This is a genomic window from Pseudomonas sp. RC3H12, assembly GCF_018596375.1.
Lineage (GTDB): Bacteria > Pseudomonadota > Gammaproteobacteria > Pseudomonadales > Pseudomonadaceae > Aquipseudomonas.
Window position 1 is genome coordinate 5,532,657 of sequence record NZ_CP075595.1, and the last position, 22,985, is coordinate 5,555,641.

Sequence of the window (22,985 nt, forward strand, 5' to 3'; positions counted from 1 at the left end):
ACCGGCCCCAACGCAGCAGATGCCTGCTTCAGTGCGGCCGATTGCCATAATCAGTGGCGGAAGTGGCGCATGCCGGTGAATACCATGGCGATACCGGCCTCGTCGGCGGCGGCGATGACTTCGGCATCGCGCATCGAACCACCTGGCTGGATCACGGCGCTGATACCCACTTTAGCCGCGTTGTCGATGCCATCACGGAACGGGAAGAACGCATCCGAGGCCATTACCGCGCCCTGCACTTGCAGACCGGCATGCTCGGCCTTGATCGCGGCGATGCGCGCGGAGTTGACGCGGCTCATCTGGCCGGCGCCGACGCCGATGGTCTGGCGCTGCTTGGCGTAGACGATGGCGTTGGACTTGACGAACTTGGCCACTTTCCAGGCAAACACCAGGTCGTGGATTTCCTGCTCGGTCGGCGCACGCTTGGTGACGATCTTCAGGTCGTCGGCAGTGATCATGCCGATATCGCGGCTCTGCACCAGCAGGCCACCGTTGACGCGCTTGAAGTCCCAACCGGCGGCGCGCTCGGCTGGCCACTCGCCGCACTCCAGCAGACGCACGTTCTGCTTGGCAGCCACCACTTCGCGGGCGGCCTGGGAGATTTTCGGGGCGATGATCACTTCGACGAACTGACGCTCGACGATGGCTTTGGCGGTTTCGCCATCCAGCTCGCGGTTGAAGGCGATGATGCCGCCGAACGCCGACTCGGTGTCGGTGGCGTAGGCCAGGTCGTAGGCCTTGCGGATACCGCCTTCGTCTTCAGGCACCACGGCCACGCCGCACGGGTTGGCGTGCTTGACGATCACGCAGGCCGGCTTGACGAAGCTCTTCACGCACTCCAGCGCGGCGTCGGTGTCGGCCACGTTGTTGAACGACAGCTCCTTGCCTTGCAGCTGGATGGCGGTGGAGATGCTGGCTTCGCCTTTCTTGGCCTCGACGTAGAACGCCGCGCTCTGGTGCGGGTTCTCGCCGTAGCGCATTTCCTGGGCCTTGACGAACTGGCTGTTGAAGGTGCGCGGGAACTCGTTGCGGTCTTCGGTGGAGAGGGTGTCCTTGGCCTGGTCGATGGTACCCATGTAGTTGGCGATCATGCCGTCGTAGGCGGCGGTGTGCTCGAAGGCCTTGAGCATCAGGTCGAAGCGCTGGGCGTAGGTCAGGCCGCCGGCTTTCAGGCCTTCGACAATGCCGGCGTAATCGCTGGCGTTGACCACGATGGCCACGTCCTTGTGGTTCTTCGCCGCGGAACGGACCATGGTCGGGCCGCCGATGTCGATGTTCTCGATGGCGGTCGGCAGGTCGCAGCCCGGCTTGCTGATGGTGGCTTCGAACGGGTACAGGTTGACCGCGACCAGGTCGATCGGCTTGATGCCATGCTCGTTCATGATGGCGTCGTCGGTGCCGCGACGGCCCAGGATGCCGCCGTGGATCTTCGGATGCAGGGTCTTGACCCGGCCGTCCATCATTTCGGCGAAGCCGGTGTAGTCGGCCACTTCCACCGCGTTGACGCCGTTGTCCTTGAGCAGCTTGTAGGTGCCGCCGGTGGACAGGATCTCGACACCGAGCTGTTGCAGCTCACGGGCGAATTCGAGGATACCGGTCTTGTCGGAGACGCTGATCAGGGCGCGGCGGATCGGCAGGCGGGTAGTCTGGTCGGTCATTTCAGATTCCATAACGCGGTGGAGTCAGCAAAAAAGGCGCCTCTTTGCATGAGCGCCTTTTTGGTTGGGGTTCTGGCCTTACAACAGATCGTACTGCTTGAGCTTCTTGCGCAGCGTGCCTCGGTTGAGCCCGAGCATCTCGCTGGCCTTGGTCTGGTTGCCCTTGACGTAGTTCATCACGCATTCGAGCAGCGGCGCCTCGACTTCCGAGAGCACCAGGTTGTACACGTCCGTGACGGTAGCGCCTTCCAGGTGGGCGAAGTAGTTGTGCAGTGCCTTCTCGACGCTGTCGCGCAGGGTCTGGCCCTCTTCGCTCGGCGTGTTCAGGTGCTGCTTGAGGTTGGCGTTGTCGCTCACGGGCGTTGTTCCACTCACTAATGTCTCGGTCATCATCGTCATGCGGCCACCCCTTGTTCGTCCTCTGTCCCAAGGCTCTGTCGACGTTCGGCGAAAAACGCCTGAACGTTGGCGCACTGCGCTTGTGTGTCTTGCAAAGCGTTGAACTGGCTGCGGAACTCCTTGCCGCCAGGTCGGGTTGCCAGGTACCAGCCAACGTGCTTGCGGGCGATCCGCACGCCCATCACATCGCCATAGAAGGCATGCAGCGCGGCCAGGTGCTCCAGCAGAATGCGTTCCACTTCGTCCAGCGCCGGGGCGGGGAGGTGCTCGCCCGTGCGCAGGTAATGCTCGACCTCGCGGAAAATCCACGGCCGCCCCTGGGCGGCACGGCCGATCAGCAGGCCGTCGGCGCCGGTGGCATGCAGCACCGCCCGGGCCTTTTCCGGCGAGGTGATGTCGCCGTTGGCGAATACCGGGATCGACACCGCCTGCTTGATCGCGGCGATGGTGTCGTACTCGGCGTCACCGGTGTACAGGTCGGCGCGTGTGCGGCCATGCACCGCCAGCGCCTGGATGCCGGCCTGTTCGGCGATCTTCGCCACGTTCAGGCCGTTCTTGCTCGCCCGGTCCCAGCCGGTGCGGATCTTCAGCGTCACCGGTACGTCCACGGCGCCGACGACGGCATGGAGGATTTCGGTGACCAAGGCTTCATCTCTCAATAAAGCAGAGCCTGCGGCCTTGTTGCAGACTTTTTTCGCCGGGCAACCCATGTTGATATCGATGATCTGCGCGCCGGCCTCGACGTTGGCCCGGGCCGCCTCGGCCATCATCTGCGCGTCGCCACCGGCGATCTGCACCGAGCGTGGCTCGGGATCACCTTCGTGGATGCGGCGCAGGCTCGACTTGCGGCTGTTCCACAGGCGCATGTCGCTGGAGACCATCTCCGACACCACCATGCCCGCGCCAAGGCGTTTGCACAGTGTTCGGAAAGGTTGGTCCGTGACGCCGGCCATGGGGGCCAGGATCAGGTTGTTCTGCAGTGTGTAAGGGCCGATGCGTACCGCCGACATAGGTGTTCCCTGTTGTGGGGCCGAATCATTGGAGTTCGAAAAAGGGATGGCATGATACCCGCTCTCGATGACCGGATAAAGATGAATCTGGATAAAATCTGAACAGTTGCGGCGTTATGACACCCAGTGCCAAGTGGCGAGCTTCAAGCTGCAAGAGGCCTGCAGACAGGCTTTTACCTGCGGCTTGAAGCTTGCCGCCTGTCGCTTATTCTGGCGAACGGAAGCTCAGGCTGTAGTTCACCGCCTTCGGCCCAGGGTCGAGGATGTCCAGGGCGATGTGGATCGGCGTCTGGCTGGGCATCTCGCCGCGCCCGGCCAGCTCGCCCGACAGGTACTCGCTGGGCTTGAAGCGCCGGCTGGCGATCAACTGGCCGTTGAGGTCGGCGAAGCGCAGCTCGAGCAGCGGGAAGGGCTGGGCGAAGGGCGCACGGTTGTAGATGATCGCGTCGACGATCAGTGCCCCTTTGAAGTCCGGGTGGCTGCGCACCACCAGGTTGCTGCTCTTGATCCGCGAGATGTCGACGCGGGTCGGCACCTGGCAGCCGAGCATCGGACACAGCTGTTGGAACCAGGGGCGATACTGGTCCTGGCGGGCCATTTCGTCGAAGTGGAACCAGACGTACTGGAATGCCAGCAGGCCCGCGGCCAGCAGGGTCAGGAAACCCCACAGCAGGCGCTTGCCCCAGTTCGGGGCGGGCTTTTCCCAGCCCAACTGCAACGGGTCGTCGACCACGTCGACCAACGGCTCCTTGCGCGAGCGCTCGGGCTTGGCGGCCAGGCTCGGTTCCAGGCGCTGTCCGGGATGTTCGTCGGGGTCATCGTCGCGGGCCGAGAACGGCGCGCTGTGCACCTCATCATCCAGCGCCGAAAGGCCTTTTTCCGGCACGGGGTCGTCATGGCTGGGCAGCTGCCGCGAGGGTTCGTCGAGGTCGTCGTCGAGTGGCCGATCGCGCACTGGTGGTTCATCGTCCAGATCGAGGCTGGTCGCGCCGAGGGTAGGCTCGGTGCGCTCGTCGTCGGCCGGCGCCAGGTCCAGCGGCTCCTGCTCGACCAGCATCGGTGCGTCCTCGCGCTCCTGCGCCGGCTCACGGTCGCCGTCAGTGGCGGTGCCGAACGGTTCATCGCCAGGCCCATCGCCGAGTTGATCGTCGCGGCGGGCCTGGAGCATGCCCTTGGCCGGGGCTGCGCGTCGATCACCCGGGCTGCGCCGTTCAAGGCGCGCCAGTTCCTGGTCGAGGTCGAGGGCATCCAGTTCCTCGGCCGTGACTGTCCAGTTGTCTTCGCTCGGTGCCGGCGGGGCGGCCTCCGGTTGCACGGCTGCGGGCGCTGGCACGGCCGGCTCGACTGCCGGCACCGGCGCACGAATGTCGCCTTCGCCAGCCGTGGCGCGGTTCTGCTCCAGCAGTTGCTTCGCCGCGTTGAACACCTGCAGGCATTGGCCGCAGCGCACCACGCCGCGGGCCACGCTCAACTGGTGATGGGTGACGCGAAAGCTGGTCTGGCAATGCGGGCACTGGGTGACGAAACTGTCGGTCATGCGGCTGTCCGGGAAGCTGTGCAGGAGATGAGTCTAGGCGCGCTTAGCGGCGGCGACCACTGATACGTACCCAGCCGTCGCGCACGACGATCGGGTCCAGGTCGAAGTCGGCGGCATAGGCGGCGGCCACTTCCTCGCCCTGTTCGGCGAGGATGCCCGACAGCGCCAGCAGGCCGCCGGGGCGCACCAGGCCGGACAGCTGCGGCGCCAGCGCTACCAGCGGGCCGGCCAGGATGTTGGCTACCAGCACGTCGGCCTGCATCGCCGGCATCTGCTCGGGCAGGTACAGGTCGAACGTGTCGTCGGCAATGCCGTTGCGCTGGGCGTTGTCACGGGAGGCCTCGATAGCCTGCACGTCGATGTCGGTGCCGACCGCGTGGCGGGCGCCGAGCAGCAGCGCGGCAATGGCCAGGATGCCCGAGCCGCAGCCGAAGTCGAGCACTTGCGTGCCTTGCAGCTGCTGGCCGTCGAGCCATTCCAGGCACAGCGCGGTGGTCGGGTGGGTACCCGTGCCAAAGGCCAGGCCCGGGTCGAGCAGCAGGTTCACCGCGTCCTTTTCCGGGGCTTCGTGCCAGCTCGGCACGATCCACAGGCGCTGGCCGAAACGCATCGGCTGGAAGTTGTCCATCCAGCTGCGCTCCCAGTCCTGGTCCTCGATCACCTCGGCGTGGTACTCGGGGAGCTCGGCGCCGGTCAGCAGGCGCAGGTGGGCGAACACCTGCTCGGGCTCGGCATCGGCCTCGAACAGCGCCAGCAAGTGCGTGTGCGACCACAGCGGGGTGGTGTTGAGGTCCGGTTCGAAGATCGGCTGGTCTTCGGCGTCCATGAAGGTCACCGAGACAGCACCCACTTCAAGCAGGGCGTCTTCGTAGGTTTCGGCTTGTTCCGGGCTGATGGCCAGGCGTACTTGCAGCCAGGGCATGGCGGGCACCTTTGGTAAATCGACAGGGGCAGCCCGAGGCTGCGCGAAAAGGCCGCCAGTTTACTTGAGTGCGTGGGGTTTGTGCAGAAGTCGCATGCCGGCATGCGCCATACCTGTGGGAGCAACTGGCTTGTTTGCCTGTACCGGCCTCTCGCCGGCAAGCCGGCTCCCACAGGATGGCACATTGCATTGGGCTAGCGCGGTCGGGGTGGGAGCCGGCTTGCCGGCGAGAGGCCGGTGCGAGAAAGCCCTGCCCTCAGAGACTGCGCGCCCGCGTCACCCGGTCCACCAGGTAGACCAGCCCGTGATAGTCGATGCCACTGTGGCTCGACAGGCCGATCTCGCAGGTGCGGCTGGTGGAGATCCCCTCGCTGCAATACTGCACCGCGTCCTTGAGCGTGCGCAGCGAATGGGCGTTGAGCTCCGGTGTGGTGAAGCCCTTGTCGCCGGCGAAGCCGCAGCAATGAATGCCTTCGGGGATCACCACCTGCTTGCTGCAGCGCCGCGCCAGGTCGATCAGCGCCTGGCTTTCGCCCAGGTGCTGGGTGCTGCAGGTCACGTGTACCGCCACGGGCTCGTCCTGGGGGGTGAACTCCAGCTTGTCGACCAGGTGGGTGCGGATGAAGCGTACCGGGTCGTACAGGTCCAGCCGCGATTCGCCCAGGTCCTGCACCAGGCGCAGGGTGCAGGGGCTGGTGTCGCAGTAGATCGGGTCGAGGCCGCCACGGCTGGCGTGCAGCAGCGCGTTGATCAGTTCCTGGCGCTTGTGCTCGGCTTGTTCGGGGTAGCCCTTGGAGGCGAACGGCTGGCCGCAGCACAGGCTGTCGGCGTTGTCCGGGAACACTACCTGATAGCCGGCCTTCTCCAGCAGGGCGCGGGTCTTGTCCAGCAGCGAGCCTTGCTCGCGGTCGGCATAGGCCGGGCCCATCACCCGCGAAACACAGGCGGCCAGATAGACTACGCGAGGGCGATCGTCGTGGTTTGCAGTGCGGAGCTCGACGGCCCGCAACGGCTGCGGCATGGCGGGTGTCCACTGTGGCAGGCGGCCTTTGCTGGCCTTGCTCAGGCGGGCGCTGAGCCGACTCATGCGTGGGGCACCGAGCAGCTTGCGCGCGCCATTGGCGGCGGCCAGCGTGAAGCGGGCACCGCGCAGGGTGGCGTGGAAATGTTCGGCCAGCCAGTCGGCGGCCTTGCCGTGCTCGGCCGCCTGCCCGCGCAGCTTCTTCACCAGCTCGCCAGTGTTGATGCCCACCGGGCAGCGCTGGGCGCACAGGCCGGTGGCGGCGCAGGTGTCGATGCCCTGGTACTGATAGGTGCGCAGCAGTTCGCGGGTATCAACGCCGGCGCGTTTCTTCGCCTGGATGTCGCGCCACATGACGATGCGCTGGCGCGGGCTCAAGGTAAGCCCTTTCGACGGACATACCGGCTCGCAGAAACCGCACTCGATGCACTTGTCGACGATCTCGTCGGCGGCCGGCAGCGGCTTGAGGTTCTTCAGGTGGATGTCGGGGTCCTCGCTCAGCACCACATCGGGGTTGAGGATGCCGTTGGGGTCGAGCAGGCGCTTGAGCTTCCACATCAGCTGGTAGGCGTCATGCCCCCATTCCAGCTCGACGAAGGGCGCCATGTTGCGCCCGGTGCCATGCTCGGCCTTGAGCGAGCCGCCGAATTCCACCGCCACCAGCTGCGCCACGTCGTCCATGAAGGCCTGGTAGCGCGCCACTTCCTCGGCGCTGTTGAAGCCCTGGGTGAAGACGAAGTGCAGGTTGCCTTCCAGGGCGTGGCCGAAAATGATCGCCTCGTCGTAGCGGTGCTTGTCGAACAGCTGGATCAGGCGGTTGACGCCTTCGGCCAGTTGCTCGATGGGGAAGGTCACGTCCTCGATGATCACCGTGGTGCCGGTCTGGCGCACGGCGCCGACGGCGGGGAAGGTGTCCTTGCGGATCTTCCACAGCTGGTTGTACACCGCCGGGTCTTCGCTGAACGCGACCTTCTGCTCCAGCGGGTAGTCGTCGATGGACGCCATTACCTGCTCGAGTTGCTCGTGCAGCAGGCTCTGGCTGGCCGCGCGACATTCGATCAGCAGGGCGCAGGCGTTGGCCGACAGGTCCTTGACCCACGCCGGCATGCCCGGCATCTCCTGCACCGAGCGCAGGCTGCGACGGTCGAGCAGCTCCACGGCGGAGACGGGCTGGCGCTTGAGCACGGTCACGGCGCGGCAGCAGCTTTCGACGCTGGGGAACACCAGCAGCGCGCTGGCCTTGTGCGGGTGGTCGGGCACGGTGTCGTAGGTGACGGCGCTGATGAAACCCAGGGTCCCCTCGGAGCCGACCAGCAAGTGTTGCAGAATATCGAGCGGCTGGTCGTAGTCCACCAGTGCGTTAAGCGAAAGCCCCGTGGTGTTCTTCAGCCGGTACTTGTGCCGGATGCGCTCAGCCAGCGTGGTGTTGGCGCGGGTCTCGCGGCCAAGGCGGGCCAGTTCGTCCAGCAGGCTGGCGTGGCTTTGCTCGAATGCGGCGACGCTGGCCGGGTCTTCGCTGTCCAGGCGGGTGCCATCGGCCAGCACCAGGCGCAGACCGGCGAGGGTGTGGTAGGTGTTCTGCGCGGTGCCGCAGCACATGCCGCTGGCATTGTTGGCGACGATGCCGCCGATCTTGCAGGCGTTGATCGACGCCGGGTCCGGGCCGATCTTGCGCCCATAGGGGGCCAGCCAGGCATTGGCCTGGGCGCCGATCACGCCGGGCTGCAGGCGGATCTGGTCGCCGTGGTTGCGAATCTCCCGGCCATTCCAGTTGTCGCCGAGCACGATCAGCACCGAGTCGCTGATGGCCTGGCCGGACAGGCTGGTGCCGGCAGCGCGGAAAGTCACCGCTACCCGGTCACGCTGGGCCAGCTGGATCAGCGCGACCACTTCGTCCTCGGACTCCACGCGCAGCACCAGCTTGGGGATCAGCCGGTAGAAGCTGGCGTCGGTGCCGAAGGCCAGGGTCGAAGTCGGGTCGTCGAAGCGGCGCTCGGCGGGGATCAGGCGCTCGGCATCACGCAGGAACGCGGCGGGCAGGCTCATGCAGTCTCCTCGCGGGGCCGCGGCGTCTGGTGCGCGGCGTGCCCCGGGTAATCAGGCGTTGGCGGGCGCGCTCAGGCGCCCAGTTCGCGGACCAGCGAGTCTTTGCTGATCTCGCCGATGGACTTGGCGCCGGTCAGCACCATGGCCACGCGCATTTCTTTCTCGAACAGCTCCAGCAGGTTCTTCACCCCGGCCTCGCCGTGGGTCGCCAGGGCATAGAGGAAGGCGCGGCCGATCAGCACGGTGTCGGCGCCCAGGGCGATCATGCGCACCACATCGAGGCCGCTGCGGATGCCGGAGTCGGCGAGGATCTTGATATCGCCCTTCACCGCGTCGGCGATGGCCGGCAGCGCACGGGCGCTGGACAACACGCCGTCGAGCTGGCGGCCGCCGTGGTTTGAGACGACGATGCCGTCGGCGCCGAACTTGACCGCGTCGCGGGCGTCATCGGCGTCGAGGATGCCCTTGATGATCATCGGGCCGTCCCAGAATTCGCGGATCCACTCCAGGTCTTTCCAGGAGATGGACGGGTCGAAGTTGTTGCCCAGCCAGCCGATGTAGTCGGCCAGGCCCGTGGGGTTGCCGCGGTAGGCGGAGATATTGCCCAGGTCGTGGGGGCGGCCCATCACGCCGACGTCCCAGGCCCATTGTGGGTGGGTCATGGCTTGCAGCACGCGGCGCAGCGGGCCGTTGGCGCCGCTCATGCCGGAGTGGGCGTCGCGATAGCGGGCGCCGGGCACGGGCATGTCGACGGTGAACACCAAGGTCTTCACGCCGGCCGCTTTCGCACGCTCCAAGGCGTTGCGCATGAAGCCGCGGTCTTTCAGGACATACAGCTGGAACCACATTGGCCGGTCGATGGCCGGGGCCACTTCTTCGATCGGGCACACCGATACCGTCGACATCGTGAACGGAATGCCATGGGCCGCCGCTGCGCGTGCCGCCTGCACCTCGCCACGACGGGCGTACATGCCGGTGAGGCCGACCGGGGCCAGGGCCACGGGCATGCTCAGGGTCTCGTCGAACAGTTTTGTCAGCAAGCTCAGTTCGGACATGTTCTTAAGCACGCGCTGGCGCAAGGCGATGCCGGCAAGGTCCGAGACATTGTGGCGCAGGGTGTGCTCGGCGTAGGCGCCGCCGTCGGCGTAGTGGAACAGGAAGGGAGGCAGCTTGCGTTGGGCCGCGGCGCGATAGTCGGTGGAGGCGGAAATGATCATGGATTCTCGCAGCGTGGGTTGAAGGAGATGCCGGGCGCGCAGTGGCGCCCGGGCCCTTTCACTTTAGTGATGAACCAGCATGCCGGTCAGCCAGTAAGCCTGCACCAGGGTGATCAGGCCGACGATGGTGGCGAAGAACAGGCTGTGCTTGACGGTGAAGCGGAACAGGTCGGATTCCTTGCCGACCAGGCCGGTGGCCGCGCAGGCCACGGCGATCGACTGCGGCGAGATCATCTTGCCGGTCACGCCGCCGCTGGTATTGGCCGCCACCAGCAGGGTGTCGCTGACGCCGATCTGGTGCGCGGTGGTGGCCTGCAGCGAGCTGAACAGGGCGTTGGACGAGGTGTCCGAGCCGGTCAGGAACACGCCCAGCCAGCCGAGGAACGGCGAGAAGAACGGGAACGCCGCGCCGGTGCCGGCCAGCACCAGAGCCATGGTCGAGGACATGCCCGAGTAGTTGGTGACGAAGGCGAAGGCCAGCACCATGCCGATCGACAGGATCGGCCAGCGCAGTTCCCAGAACGTTTCTTTGAAAGTGGTCAGACCAGTTTTGAAGTTGATCTTCAGCACCCACATCGAGATCAGTGCCGAGAGGAAGATCGCGGTGCCGGTGGCGGAGATCGGGTCGAGCTTGAACACCGCCGGCATGGCGGTGGGCGCTGTGACGATTGGGGCGGTCTTCACCACCAGCTGGTCGAGGTGCGGGATGGCGAAGTTGAACACGAAGTTGTACATCGCGCCGCCCGGGGCGAAGGCTGCCTTGAATGGTTTCAGGGTCCAGATGGTGACCAGCACGGTGAGGATCAGGAAGGGCGACCAGGCCTTGAAGATCTCGCCAAAGCTGTACGGGCTCGGTTGGCTGCCGCTCGACTGCACGACGGCGGCGCCGACGCTGCCCTTGGCCTCGGCGAACGCGCGCTTGGGTTGCCAGACCTTGAGGAACAGGGTCAGGGCGATCAGGCTGGCCAGGGCCGAGGTGATGTCGGGCAGCTCCGGGCCGATGAAGTTGGAGGTGAAGTACTGGGTGACGGCGAAGCTCAGGCCGGCCACCAGGGCGGCAGGCCAGGTCTCTTTCACGCCGCGCACGCCGTCCATCATGAACACCAGCCAGAACGGCACGAACAGCGACAGCAGCGGCAGCTGGCGTCCGGTCATGGCGCCGATGTGGAAGGCGTCGATGCCGGTTACCTGCCCGGCCACGATGATCGGGATGCCCAGGGCGCCAAAGGCCACCGGGGCGGTGTTGGCGATCAGGCACAGGCCGGCGGCATACAGCGGGTTGAAGCCCAGGCCCACCAGCAGCGCGGCGGTGATGGCCACCGGTGCGCCGAAGCCGGCCGCGCCTTCGAGGAAGGCGCCGAAGCAGAAGCCAATCAGCAGCACCTGCAGGCGCTGGTCGTCGGTGATCGACAGCACCGAGCTGCGGATGACCTCGAACTGGCCACTCTTGACCGTGAGTTTGTAGAGGAACACCGCGGCAACGATGATCCAGGCAATTGGCCAGAGGCCATAGAGGAAGCCGTAACCCGCAGCGGCCAGGGCCATGTCGACAGGCATCTGGAAGGCGAAGATCGCCACCAGGATCGACAGCGCCAGGGTGATGCTGCCGGCGACGTGGCCCTTGAGGCGGAACACGGCGAGGGCAAGGAAGAAGAACACGATTGGGATGACCGCCGCCAGCGCGGACAGGCCAAGGCTACCAAGCGGGGTATAGAGTTGTTGCCAGGTTTGCATATGGGGTGGCCCCTAATTGTTGTTGGTCAAGGCACTGGCATTGGATAATTGGTAAGACCAATTTACAATGGCTGGTCGCTAGGTTAAAAGCGCAGCAGCGGGTGTGTCAATTTGTCCTGGGGGAAACTTTGGTCGGACGCCGATGAGCGGGCATCTGAATGGCTGGGAAAAACGCCGCCTGATGGGTGTCGGCGCAAGCCGGATAGGCGCAGAATAGGCGCCCCCGGATTCGCATCCCCGGGGTTCGTGGAGAGCATGTGATGGTTTTTGATCAGGTCCGCCAGCGGCGCCTGTCCGACGACATCGTCGATCGGTTGGAAGGGATGATTCTCGAAGGCACCCTCACCTCGGGTCAGCGCCTGCCGGCCGAGCGCGCCCTGGCCGAGCAGTTCGGCGTGTCGCGCCCGTCGCTGCGCGAGGCGATCCAGAAGTTGGTGGCCAAGGGCTTGCTGGTCAGTCGCCAGGGCGGCGGCAACTATGTGGCCGAGTCATTGGGCTCGACCTTCAGCGACCCCTTGCTGAAACTTCTCGAATCCAGTCCCGAGGCGCAGCGTGACCTGCTGGAGTTTCGTCATACGCTGGAGGCGTCCTGCGCCTACTACGCGGCGCAGCGCGCCACCGAGCCGGATCGCGAGCGGCTGAAGACTGCGTTCGACGCCTTGCAGGACTGCTACAACCGTGTCGGTGAAGTGGACCGGGCGGAGGAGGGCGCGGCGGATGCGCGCTTCCATCTGGCCATTGCCGAGGCCAGCCACAACGCCGTGCTGTTGCACACCATTCGCGGGTTGTTCGACCTGCTCAAGCGCAATGTGGTGACCAACATTGGCGGCATGTACCAGCAACGCACGGAGACCCGCGACATGCTGATCAGCCAGCATCGCGAGTTGTATCTGGCGATTGTCGAGGGGCGCGCGGAGGACGCGCGGGAGGTGTCCAGCCGGCACATCCTGTATGTGCAGGAGGTGCTGCAGGAGGCGCAGCAGCAAGCGCAGCGGGTGGCGCGTGCGGAGCGGCGCAGCGGACGCTGATTCTGGACTTCGTGGGAGCGGGCTTGCCCCGCGATCGCGCTAGCAGGGGCAGCGGTACTGCCTGGCCTGGCGCTATCGCGGGGCAAGCCCGCTCCCACGGGAAAGGTCAGGCCGAGCCCTACTCTTCCTTGCCCTTGTTGCGCATCGTGCGCTGCAGCTCGCGGTTGGAGTCGCGCTCGCGCACGGTATCGCGCTTGTCGAACTCCTTCTTGCCCTTGCCGAGTGCGATCTCGCACTTGATCAGGTGCTTGCTCCAGTACAGCGACATCGCCACGCAGGTGTAGCCCTTCTGCGCCACGGCCGCTTCCAGGCGCTCGAGCTCGCGCTTGTTCAGCAGCAGCTTGCGGGTGCGGATGGGGTCGGCGATGACGTGGGTGCTGGCGGTGTTCAGCGGGGTGATGTGGCTGCCGAACAGCCAGGCTTCGCCATCCTTGAGCAGCACGTAGCTGTCGGTCAGGTGCGCCTTGCCGGCCCGCAGGCTTTTTACTTCCCAGCCGGACAGGACCAGCCCGGCCTCGAACTTGTGTTCGATGAAGTAATCGTGTCGCGCTTTCTTGTTCTGCGCGATGGTCCCGGTCGGATGCTTCTTTTGTTTAGCCATAGGGGCGGCATTATAGGCAGTCGCCGCGTCCTCGGCTACGGGGTTTAGCTGCGCTTGAGCCTGTTGTGTGAATCCCGGACAATGCAACCCACGCTCTGCCGCGCAGAGCCGTTTTCAAGGCGCTGACAAGCGCTGCCGCCCAGTTTGGAAGTGACGCCTGGATGACTACCCATATTCAACGCTCCGCTCTGCTGCCGTACCCTGCCCAGGCGCTCTACGACCTGGTCAACGATGTGGCGAGCTACCCGGAGTTCCTGCCCTGGTGCTCGGCGTCCACGGTGCTCGAGACCAGTGACACGCACATGCGGGCAAGGCTGGAAGTGGCCAAGGGTGGCATGAGCCAGCAGTTCATCACGCGCAATGTGCTGGTGCCGGGGCAGTCGATCGAGATGAACCTGGAGGAGGGGCCGTTCACCCAGTTGCACGGGCTGTGGGTGTTCAAGCCGTTGGGAGAGAAGGCCTGCAAGATCAGCCTCGACCTGTCGTTCGACTACGCAGGTGCCCTGGTGCGGGCCACCTTGGGGCCGCTGTTCAACCAGGCGGCCAACACGATGGTCGATGCCTTCTGCCAGCGGGCCAAGCAGCTCAATGGTTGAGGGCGCGCGTGGCGGGTGAGCAAGCCCCACCATTCATGCAGGCAATAAAAAGCCCGGACAAGATCCGGGCTTTTTAGTATCGGCGCATTTACTGCGGCGAAGTTTCCAGCGGTGCTGGTGTCGGCACCGGAGTGGTCTCGACGTTGTCGATTTCCTTTTGCAGCGAGTCTTCCAGCGAGCCTGGCTTGGCTGGCTTCTCGGGTTGGCTCGGCTGCTTGTCCGGGTTGACCGTGGTGTCACTGCTGCCACCGAGGATTTCCTGGTCGCGGCTGACGCCTGGCATGAAGTCGCCGGAGAGGTTGACCAGTTGATCGTTCTCGTTGAAGAAGATGCTCATGCGCTCTTGCTGGCGCTGGCCGCCGCCAGGCTGCAGGCTGTAGAGATAATCCCAGCGATTGGTGTGGAAGGTGTCCTGCAGCAGGGGGTTGCCCATGATAAACCTTACTTGTCGGCGGGTCATTCCCGGACGCAATTGGTCTATCATGTCCTGCGTGACGACATTGCCCTGCTGGATGTCGATTTTGTAAACCCCGGGAAACGAGCAACCGGCGAGTGCGAGCAGTCCCACTAGGGTGAGGCTGGTTAGCAAGAGCTTGGTGTTTTGCATCGGTGGGCGACTTCCACTATCTTGGCTGGACAACGTAAACCCCGATCATACCCGTATTAAGAGAAGCTGCGAAGCAGCATCGGCGAGAAAGCTGACCATGGTTGAAAATAGCGAATTGCGCAAAGCGGGCCTCAAGGTAACCCTGCCTCGAGTAAAGATTCTTCAGATGCTCGACTCCACCGAGCAGCGTCACATGAGTGCCGAGGATGTGTACAAGGCGCTGATGGAGGCTGGCGAGGATGTCGGTCTGGCGACCGTGTATCGCGTACTGACCCAGTTCGAAGCGGCGGGTCTGGTGGTTCGCCATAACTTCGATGGCGGCCACGCGGTATTCGAGCTGGCTGACGGCGGCCACCACGACCACATGGTCAACGTGGATAGCGGTGAAGTCATCGAGTTCTTCGATGTCGAGATCGAAAAGCGCCAGAAGGAAATCGTTGCCGAGCACGGTTTCGAGCTGGTGGACCACAATCTGGTTCTGTATGTGCGTAAAAAGAAGTAACGATTTATCTCGTTATTGACGACAAAGGCGACCTTCGGGTCGCCTTTGTGCGTTCTGGGGAGCGTGCGTGGGGTGGGCCCGCTCAGGTCTTGCTGGTCACCACCATCTTGCGCGCATGGGCCAGCGACTCTTTGGTGAGGTCAATGCCGCCCAGCATCCGCGCCACTTCCTCGACCCGCTCGCGCTTGCCCAGGCTGGCCACGGCGGTATGCGTGGTGTCGCTGTTGCGCACCTTGTGCACGAACAGGTGGTGATGCCCCTGGGCTGCGACCTGTGGCAGGTGGGTCACGGTCAGCACCTGGCCGCGCTCGCCGAGGCGGCGAAGCAATTGGCCGACGATCTCGGCAGTCGGGCCGCCGATGCCAACGTCGACTTCGTCGAATACCAAGGTTGGAATGCGTGAGGTCTGTGCGGTGATCACCTGGATCGCCAGGCTGATGCGTGACAGTTCGCCGCCCGAGGCCACTTTGGCCAGGCCCTTGAGTGGCTGGCCGGGGTTGGCACTGACCAGCAGTTCGATCTGCTCCAGGCCATGGGGTGAGAGGTCCGTGCTTTCGAAGGGGGTGAGTTCGATGCAGAAGCGTCCGCCGGGCATGCCCAGGCGTTGGATTTCCTGCTCCACGGCGGTGGCCAGCTGTTTGGCCGCCTGCCGGCGCAGGGTGCTGAGCTCGATGGCCTTCTCTTTATAATGCTGTGCGAAGGCCGCGAGCTCCTCGCCCAGCCGCTCGATCGATTCGTCGCTGGCGTTCAGCCCTTCCAACTCTTCCATCAGGCGCTGTTGCAGGTGCGGCAGTTCAGTGGGATGCACGCGGTGCTTGCGGGCGAGGGTGTAGATGGTGTCCAGGCGCTCTTCAAGGCTCTGCAGGCGCATCGGGTCGGCGTCGAAGTTGTCGAGGAAGCGGTTGAGTTCGCCGACGGCCTCCTCCACCTGGATCTGCGCGCTGGCAATCAGGTTGACCGCCTCGCCCAGTGCCTTGGGTGCATTGCCTACCGCGCCGAGGCGGTTGAGGCTCATGGTCAGGGCGCTCAGCACGTTGCCTGAATCGCTTTCGCTGCACTGTTCGATGACCTGGCGGCAAATGCCGAAGAGTGCCTCGGCGTTGGTCAGGTTCTTGTGCTCCTGCTCAAGCTGCTCCAGTTCGTTTTCGCCCAGTCCGAGGTTGTCGAGTTCCTCCAGCTGGTAGCTGAGCAACTGGTGGCGCGCCCGCTGCTCGTCGCCGGAGTTGCTCAGGCGCTCCAGCTCCTGGCGCGTCTGGTTCCAGCGCTTGGCGGCCAGCTGCACCTGGCGGGCCAGATCGGTGGCGCCGGCGTACTCGTCCACCAGGCGGCGGTGGGTGTCGGTTTTCAGCAGTGACTGGTGTTCGTGCTGGCTGTGGATGTCGATCAGCAGCTCGCCCAGGGCCTTGAGGTCGCCCAGCGGACAAGGGGTGCCATTGATGTAGCCGCGGCTACGGCCCTCGGCGGTGATCACCCGGCGCAGGATGCAGGGGCCGTCGCTTTCCAGGTCGCGCTCGGCGAGCCAGGCGTGCGCCTCGGGGATGTCGACCAGGTCAAACGTGGCGAGGATGTCGGCTTTGTCGGTGCCCGGGCGCACCACGCCGCTGTCGGCGCGGTCGCCCAGGGCCAGGCCGAGGGCATCGAGCATGATCGACTTGCCGGCCCCGGTCTCGCCGGTGATGACGGACATGCCGCGGGCGATCTCGAGGTCGAGGTGTTCGACGATGGCGTAGTTGTGAATGGACAGGTGCACCAGCATGGAGCGGCTCCCGAAGGGTCTTGTCTGGATATTTATACAGTGCTTTTCGCAAGTCTGCCAATAGCCGGTCGATGAATGTGGAAAAGCACCTTCCCCCTTGAACCTGGTTTTTCCGACCCCATATAGCCGGCAAGACATGGCGAGCCTGGCTCGCACGACAGAAATCGTGGAGGAGAAACCCAATGGCTGACGAACAGCTGGATGAGAAGAACCTGAATTCCGAAGAAGCAGGCGCCGCGAATGCCGATGCCCGTGTCCTGGAGCTCGAGGAGCAGCTGGCCGCCGCCAAGGACCAGTCCCTGCGCGCCGCTGCCGACCTGCAGAACATCCGCCGCCGTGCCGAGCAGGATGTCGAGAAGGCCCACAAGTTCGCCCTGGAGAAGTTCGCCGGCGACTTGCTGCCGATCATCGACAGCCTGGAGCGTGGTCTGGAGCTGTCCAGCGCCGACGACGAGACCATCAAGCCGATGCGCGAAGGCATCGAGCTGACCCTGAAGATGTTCCAGGACACCCTCAAGCGCTACAACCTCGAGACCATCGAGCCGCACGGCCAGCCATTCAACGCCGAGCACCACCAGGCGATGGCCATGCAGGAAAGTGCTGATGTCGAGCCGAACAGTGTGCTGAACGTGTTCCAGAAGGGCTACCTGCTCAATGGCCGCCTGCTGCGCCCCGCCATGGTGGTGGTCAGCAAGGCGCCGAGTGCCCCGCAGCCTTCGATCAACGAAAAGGCTTGAAATCTTTTCGGACACCCCCATCTAGGTGTCAAGCCTTCAAGTATTAGCGCAGTTGGCCAAAGCAGTCGCTGCTACCAAATTCAAGTTTCGGGAGAATCAACATGGGTAAAATCATCGGTATCGACCTGGGGACCACCAACTCCTGCGTCTCCGTGCTGGAAAACGGCACTGCCAAGGTCATCGAGAACGCCGAAGGCGCGCGCACCACGCCTTCGATCATCGCCTACGCCAACGACGGCGAGATCCTGGTTGGCCAGTCGGCCAAGCGCCAGGCGGTCACCAACCCGCACAACACCCTGTTCGCGGTGAAACGTCTGATCGGCCGCCGCTTCGAAGAAGATGTCGTACAGAAAGACATCAAGCTGGTGCCTTACAAGATCGTCAAGGCCAACAATGGTGACGCCTGGGTCGAGGCTGCCGACAAGCAGATGGCTCCGCCGCAGATCAGCGCCGAAGTCCTGAAGAAAATGAAGAAGACCGCCGAAGACTACCTCGGCGAGCCGGTCACCGAAGCGGTCATCACCGTGCCGGCCTACTTCAACGACAGCCAGCGCCAGGCGACCAAGGACGCCGGCCGCATCGCTGGCCTGGACGTAAAACGCATCATCAACGAGCCGACCGCCGCTGCGCTGGCCTACGGCATGGACAAGGGCAAGGGCGACCATACCGTCATCGTCTATGACCTGGGTGGTGGTACCTTCGACGTATCGGTCATCGAAATCGCCGAAGTCGACGGTGAGCACCAGTTCGAAGTGCTGGCCACCAACGGTGACACCTTCCTGGGTGGCGAAGACTTCGACATGCGCCTGATCGACTACCTCGTCGACGAGTTCAAGAAAGAGTCCGGCATGGACCTGAAGAACGATCCCCTGGCCCTGCAGCGCCTGAAAGAAGCCGCTGAAAAGGCCAAGATCGAGCTGTCCTCGGCTCAGTCGACCGACGTCAACCTGCCGTACATCACTGCAGATGCAACTGGTCCGAAGCACCTGAACGTGAAGATCTCCCGCGCCAAGCTGGAGTCGCTGGTCGAAGACCTGGTCAACCGTACCATCGAGCCATGCCGCATCGCCCTGAAGGACGCCGGCATTGATGCCAGCAAGATCGACGACGTGATCCTGGTTGGTGGCCAGACCCGTATGCCGATGGTGCAGAAAGCCGTTGCCGACTTCTTTGGTAAAGAAGCGCGCAAGGACGTCAACCCGGACGAAGCCGTTGCCATGGGTGCCGCCATCCAGGGTGCCGTTCTGGCCGGTGACGTGAAGGACGTGCTGCTGCTGGACGTCAGCCCGCTGACCCTGGGTATCGAAACCATGGGTGGCGTGATGACCGCGCTGATCGAGAAGAACACCACCATCCCGACCAAGAAGTCGCAGGTGTTCTCGACCGCCGACGACAACCAGGGCGCCGTGACCATCCACGTGCTGCAGGGCGAGCGCAAGCAAGCTTCGCAGAACAAGTCGCTGGGCAAGTTCGACCTGGCTGACATCCCGCCGGCTCCACGCGGCGTGCCGCAGATCGAAGTGACCTTCGACATCGACGCCAACGGCATCCTGCACGTCGGTGCGAAGGACAAGGCTACCGGCAAGGCGCAGTCGATCGTGATCAAGGCCAACTCCGGTCTGTCCGACGAAGAAATCGAGAAAATGGTGCGTGACGCTGAGGCCAACGCCGAGGAAGACCGCAAGTTCGAAGAGCTGGCCGCCGCCCGTAACCAGGGTGATGCGCTGGTCCACTCGACCCGCAAGATGGTCACTGAAGCGGGTGACAAGGTCACCGCCGAAGAGAAGACCGCCATCGAGGCCGCCGTGGTTGCCCTGGAGGCCGCCGTCAAGGGCGACGACAAGGCTGCCATCGACGCCAAGGTCGAGGAGCTGTCCAAGGTTTCGGCCCCTGTTGCCCAGAAGATGTACGCCGAGCAACAGGCCGAGCAACCGCAGGGCGGCGCCCAGCAGGCCGAACCGGAAGCCAAGCACGACGACGTGGTTGACGCCGAGTTCGAAGAAGTAAAAGACAACAACAAGCAGTAAGTCCTGCATGTTGTCGCCCAGTTCACCGTCGTTTGCCGGTGAGCTGGTAGGATGTCGCCGCGCGGGGGCTTGCTCCCGCGTTGGCGTGTCTGGAACACGAGAATTATTTACAGCATCTGTCTGGGCGCATTCGCGTATGGCGGCAGGTGCTGACGGCATGGCGCACCGATGCGCAGAGGTATGCCGAACGCCCCCAAGAGTGCAAATGACCTATGGCAAAGCGTGATTTTTATGAAGTCCTGGGTGTCGAGCGTGGCGCCAGTGAAGGTGATCTGAAGAAGGCCTACCGCCGTCTGGCGATGAAGTACCACCCTGACCGCAACCCGGGTGATAAAGAGTCGGAAGACCTGTTCAAGGAAGCCAACGAGGCCTACGAAGTGCTGTCGGATGCCAGCAAGCGTGCGGCGTACGACCAGTACGGCCACGCCGGCGTCGACCCGAGCATGGGTGGCGGCGGTGCCGGTTTCGGTGGTGCCAACTTCTCCGATATCTTCGGTGATGTCTTCAGTGATTTCTTCGGCGGTGGCCGTGGTGGTGGTCGTGGCGGCGCCCAGCGTGGCAGTGACCTGCGCTACACCCTCGAACTCAATCTCGAGGAGGCGGTGCGCGGTACCACGGTCAATATCCGCGTCCCTACGCTGGTCAACTGCAAGCCGTGCGACGGTTCCGGCGCCAAGAAGGGCTCGACCCCGTCGACCTGCCCGACCTGTGGCGGTATCGGTCAGGTGCGCATGCAGCAGGGCTTCTTCGCGGTGCAGCAGACGTGCCCGCGCTGCCATGGCCAGGGCAAGATCATCACCGACCCTTGCGGCTCGTGCCACGGCGAAGGTCGTGTCGAGGAATACAAGACCCTGTCGGTCAAGGTGCCGGCTGGCGTCGATACCGGCGATCGCATCCGCCTGTCCGGCGAAGGCGAGGCGGGTGCCCATGGCGGTCCGACCGGTGACCTGTATGTGGTCGTCAATGTGCGCGAGCACCCGATCTTCCAGCGCGACGGCAAGCACCTCTACTGCGAAGTACCGATCAGCTACACCGACGCCGCCCTGGGTGGCGAGCTGGAAGTGCCGACCCTCGATGGTCGCGTGAAGCTGAAAATTCCCGAAGGCACCCAGACCGGCAAGCAGTTCCGCTTGCGTGGCAAGGGTGTGGCGCCGGTGCGCGGTGGTGCGGCAGGCGACCTGCTGTGCCGCGTGGCGGTGGAAACGCCGGTCAACCTCAGCCGTCGCCAGCGCGAACTGCTCGAAGAGCTGCGTGACTCGCTCGAGGGTGACAGCTCCCATTCGCCCAAGGCCAGTGGCTGGTTCGAGGGTATGAAGCGCTTCTTCGGCGATCTCTGAGAAGGAACAGGCTATGCGACGTATTGCGGTAATGGGCGCGGCGGGGCGGATGGGCAAGACCCTCGTCGAGGCCGTGCAGCAGCAGGCGCCCCTGACGGGCCTGACGGCGGCGATCGACCGCCCGGACAGCTCGCTGGTCGGGGCTGATGCCGGTGAGCTGGCGGCCCTGGGGCGTATCGGCGTGCCGATCTGTGATGACCTGGCCAAGGTTGCCGACGAGTTCGATGTGCTGATCGACTTCACGCATCCTTCGGTGACCCTGAAGAACCTGGCGTTCTGCCGCAAGGCGGGCAAGGCCATGGTTATCGGCACCACCGGTTTCACGCCGGAAGAGAAAGAGCTGCTGGCAGAGGCGGGCAAGGAGATCCCGATCGTCTTCGCCGCGAACTTCAGCGTGGGTGTGAACCTCAGTCTCAAGCTGTTGGACATGGCGGCCCGGGTGCTGGGCGATGATGTGGATATCGAGATCATCGAGGCCCATCACCGGCACAAGGTCGACGCGCCGTCGGGGACCGCGCTGCGCATGGGTGAAGTGGTTGCCAATGCGTTGGGGCGTGACCTGCAGGAAGTGGCGGTTTATGGTCGTGAAGGCCAGACCGGTGCTCGTGATCGCAAGACCATCGGTTTCGCCACCGTGCGTGCCGGTGATGTGGTCGGTGATCACACCGTGCTGTTCGCCGCCGAAGGCGAGCGCCTGGAGATCACCCACAAGGCCTCCAGCCGCATGACGTTCGCCAAGGGCGCCGTGCGCGCTGCGCTGTGGCTGGAAGGGCGTGGGCCTGGCCTGTACGACATGCAGGACGTGCTCGAGCTACGTTGATGCCGCGGGGCTGCCTGGCAGCCCCTTGTCGCATTGGTGTGTTTTAGAGGCACATCTACGGTAGACCGAAAACGCACTTTTCTGTAAGCTACAGCTTTAGTGTGTCCACTAAAAGCGCGCAGCGAATTGAATTCAGCACTTAAAAGCGGGGTGACGTGTCCATACGTCACTCCGCTTTTTTGCAACCTGCGATCGCCCTTTCATGCTTGATTTACGGGAGGTCTTCTTGACAAAGCCAGCCATACTCGCCCTTGCCGACGGCAGTATTTTTCGCGGTGAAGCCATTGGTGCCGACGGTCAGACCGTTGGCGAGGTGGTATTCAACACCGCTATGACCGGCTACCAGGAAATCCTTACAGACCCTTCCTACTCGCAGCAAATCGTCACCCTGACCTACCCGCACATCGGCAATACCGGCACTACCCCGGAAGACGCCGAATCCAACCGCGTCTGGTCCGCTGGCCTGGTCATCCGCGACCTGCCGCTGCTGGCCAGCAACTGGCGCAATACCCAGTCGCTGCCTGAGTACCTCAAGGCCAACAACGTTGTCGCTATCGCCGGCATCGATACCCGCCGCCTGACCCGTATCCTGCGTGAAAAGGGCGCCCAGAACGGCTGCATCCTCGCCGGTGACAACATCACCGAAGAGCAGGCCATCGCCGCTGCCCGTGCCTTCCCGGGCCTGAAGGGCATGGACCTGGCCAAGGTCGTTTCCACCAAGGAGCGCTACGAGTGGCGTTCCAGCGTGTGGGAGCTGAAGACCGACAGCCACCCGACCATCGATGCTGCCGACCTGCCGTACCACGTGGTTGCCTTCGACTACGGCGTCAAGCTGAACATCCTGCGCATGTTGGTCGCGCGTGGTTGCCGCGTCACCGTGGTGCCTGCCCAGACCCCGGCCAGCGAAGTGCTCGCGCTCAACCCCGATGGTGTGTTCCTGTCCAACGGCCCTGGTGATCCGGAGCCATGCGACTACGCCATCCAGGCGATCAAGGAAATCCTCGAGACCGAGATTCCGGTCTTCGGTATCTGCCTCGGCCACCAGCTGCTGGCCCTGGCCTCCGGCGCCAAGACCGTGAAGATGGGCCACGGCCACCACGGTGCCAACCACCCGGTCCAGGACCTGGATACCGGTGTGGTCATGATCACCAGCCAGAACCACGGCTTTGCCGTCGACGAAGCCACCCTGCCAGGCAATGTTCGCGCCATCCACAAGTCGCTGTTCGACGGCACCCTGCAGGGTATCGAGCGCACCGACAAATGCGCGTTCAGCTTCCAGGGCCACCCTGAAGCGAGCCCGGGCCCGACCGACGTCGCGCCACTGTTCGATCGTTTCACCGATGCCATGGCCAAGCGCCGCTGAGCATCCTGCTTCAAGGCCCCGGGCCGGCTTGTGCCGTGCCCGGAAGCGCCTGACCCAGATTGTTCAA

General features: G+C 64.2%; 19 protein-coding genes. 8 read left to right on the forward strand and 11 right to left on the reverse strand.

Annotation, left to right across the window (positions count from 1 at the left end; translation table 11 throughout):
* Positions 1–50: 50 nt before the first annotated feature.
* From purH to KHO27_RS25140, 8 genes are all read right to left on the reverse strand, one after another.
* The gene (gene purH / locus KHO27_RS25105; RefSeq protein WP_214500940.1) at positions 51–1,658 is read right to left on the reverse strand and encodes a bifunctional phosphoribosylaminoimidazolecarboxamide formyltransferase/IMP cyclohydrolase; all 1,608 of its coding nucleotides are present in this window, start codon (positions 1,656–1,658) and stop codon (positions 51–53) included.
* A 78-nt stretch (positions 1,659–1,736) separates the two neighbouring features.
* A complete protein-coding gene (fis, locus tag KHO27_RS25110) occupies positions 1,737–2,057 on the reverse strand; it encodes a DNA-binding transcriptional regulator Fis (RefSeq protein WP_011535876.1) in 321 nt (106 codons plus the stop codon).
* Positions 2,054–3,067 carry a tRNA dihydrouridine synthase DusB gene (gene dusB, locus KHO27_RS25115; RefSeq protein ID WP_102683176.1) on the reverse strand — a complete coding sequence of 338 codons (1,014 nt, stop codon included), beginning with the start codon at positions 3,065–3,067 and terminating at the stop codon, positions 2,054–2,056. The genes fis and dusB overlap by 4 nt, the downstream gene beginning before the upstream one ends.
* A gap of 205 nt (positions 3,068–3,272) precedes the next feature.
* The gene (locus KHO27_RS25120) at positions 3,273–4,604 is read right to left on the reverse strand and encodes a DUF3426 domain-containing protein (protein ID WP_214500941.1); all 1,332 of its coding nucleotides are present in this window, start codon (positions 4,602–4,604) and stop codon (positions 3,273–3,275) included.
* Positions 4,605–4,647: 43 nt separating this feature from the next.
* A complete protein-coding gene (prmA, locus tag KHO27_RS25125; protein WP_214500943.1) occupies positions 4,648–5,526 on the reverse strand; it encodes a 50S ribosomal protein L11 methyltransferase in 879 nt (292 codons plus the stop codon).
* Between the two features lie 256 nt (positions 5,527–5,782).
* Entirely contained in the window at positions 5,783–8,593 is a 2,811-nt protein-coding gene (locus KHO27_RS25130; RefSeq protein ID WP_214500944.1) for an FAD-binding and (Fe-S)-binding domain-containing protein, read from the reverse strand.
* 71 nt (positions 8,594–8,664) lie between these two features.
* A complete protein-coding gene (gene lldD, locus KHO27_RS25135) occupies positions 8,665–9,810 on the reverse strand; it encodes an FMN-dependent L-lactate dehydrogenase LldD (protein ID WP_214500945.1) in 1,146 nt (381 codons plus the stop codon).
* Between the two features lie 63 nt (positions 9,811–9,873).
* Positions 9,874–11,544, reverse strand: coding sequence for a lactate permease LctP family transporter (locus tag KHO27_RS25140; RefSeq protein WP_102683181.1), 1,671 nt, complete (start codon positions 11,542–11,544; stop codon positions 9,874–9,876).
* 260 nt (positions 11,545–11,804) lie between these two features.
* Here KHO27_RS25140 and KHO27_RS25145 point away from each other — a divergent pair, with 260 nt between their 5' ends.
* Positions 11,805–12,572 (forward strand): FCD domain-containing protein, encoded by a 768-nt coding sequence (locus KHO27_RS25145; protein ID WP_102683182.1) that lies wholly within the window; start codon positions 11,805–11,807, stop codon positions 12,570–12,572.
* A gap of 118 nt (positions 12,573–12,690) precedes the next feature.
* Here KHO27_RS25145 and smpB read toward each other — a convergent pair whose 3' ends face one another.
* A complete protein-coding gene (gene smpB / locus KHO27_RS25150) occupies positions 12,691–13,173 on the reverse strand; it encodes an SsrA-binding protein SmpB (protein WP_023629355.1) in 483 nt (160 codons plus the stop codon).
* A gap of 161 nt (positions 13,174–13,334) precedes the next feature.
* Between smpB and KHO27_RS25155 the strand changes: the two genes are divergently transcribed.
* Positions 13,335–13,769 carry a type II toxin-antitoxin system RatA family toxin gene (locus tag KHO27_RS25155; RefSeq protein ID WP_046854056.1) on the forward strand — a complete coding sequence of 145 codons (435 nt, stop codon included), beginning with the start codon at positions 13,335–13,337 and terminating at the stop codon, positions 13,767–13,769.
* 88 nt (positions 13,770–13,857) lie between these two features.
* Here the strand turns inward: KHO27_RS25155 and KHO27_RS25160 are convergent, their stop codons facing one another.
* Complete coding sequence (locus KHO27_RS25160) at positions 13,858–14,376, reverse strand: outer membrane protein assembly factor BamE (RefSeq protein ID WP_110701759.1); 519 nt, start codon at positions 14,374–14,376, stop codon at positions 13,858–13,860.
* Positions 14,377–14,473: 97 nt separating this feature from the next.
* Here KHO27_RS25160 and fur point away from each other — a divergent pair, with 97 nt between their 5' ends.
* Entirely contained in the window at positions 14,474–14,878 is a 405-nt protein-coding gene (gene fur, locus KHO27_RS25165) for a ferric iron uptake transcriptional regulator (RefSeq protein ID WP_110701757.1), read from the forward strand.
* A gap of 82 nt (positions 14,879–14,960) precedes the next feature.
* Here the strand turns inward: fur and recN are convergent, their stop codons facing one another.
* Positions 14,961–16,634, reverse strand: a complete 1,674-nt coding sequence (gene recN / locus KHO27_RS25170; protein ID WP_110701755.1) for a DNA repair protein RecN — start codon at positions 16,632–16,634, stop codon at positions 14,961–14,963.
* Between the two features lie 182 nt (positions 16,635–16,816).
* Here recN and grpE point away from each other — a divergent pair, with 182 nt between their 5' ends.
* From grpE to carA, 5 genes are all read left to right on the forward strand, one after another.
* Complete coding sequence (gene grpE, locus KHO27_RS25175) at positions 16,817–17,371, forward strand: nucleotide exchange factor GrpE (RefSeq protein ID WP_050706997.1); 555 nt, start codon at positions 16,817–16,819, stop codon at positions 17,369–17,371.
* Positions 17,372–17,472: 101 nt separating this feature from the next.
* Positions 17,473–19,398, forward strand: a complete 1,926-nt coding sequence (gene dnaK / locus KHO27_RS25180; RefSeq protein WP_102683185.1) for a molecular chaperone DnaK — start codon at positions 17,473–17,475, stop codon at positions 19,396–19,398.
* Positions 19,399–19,610: 212 nt separating this feature from the next.
* Positions 19,611–20,735, forward strand: coding sequence for a molecular chaperone DnaJ (gene dnaJ / locus KHO27_RS25185; protein WP_102683186.1), 1,125 nt, complete (start codon positions 19,611–19,613; stop codon positions 20,733–20,735).
* Between the two features lie 13 nt (positions 20,736–20,748).
* Positions 20,749–21,555, forward strand: coding sequence for a 4-hydroxy-tetrahydrodipicolinate reductase (gene dapB / locus KHO27_RS25190; protein ID WP_214500946.1), 807 nt, complete (start codon positions 20,749–20,751; stop codon positions 21,553–21,555).
* A 226-nt stretch (positions 21,556–21,781) separates the two neighbouring features.
* Positions 21,782–22,918 carry a glutamine-hydrolyzing carbamoyl-phosphate synthase small subunit gene (gene carA / locus KHO27_RS25195; protein WP_102683188.1) on the forward strand — a complete coding sequence of 379 codons (1,137 nt, stop codon included), beginning with the start codon at positions 21,782–21,784 and terminating at the stop codon, positions 22,916–22,918.
* Positions 22,919–22,985: the final 67 nt, after the last annotated feature.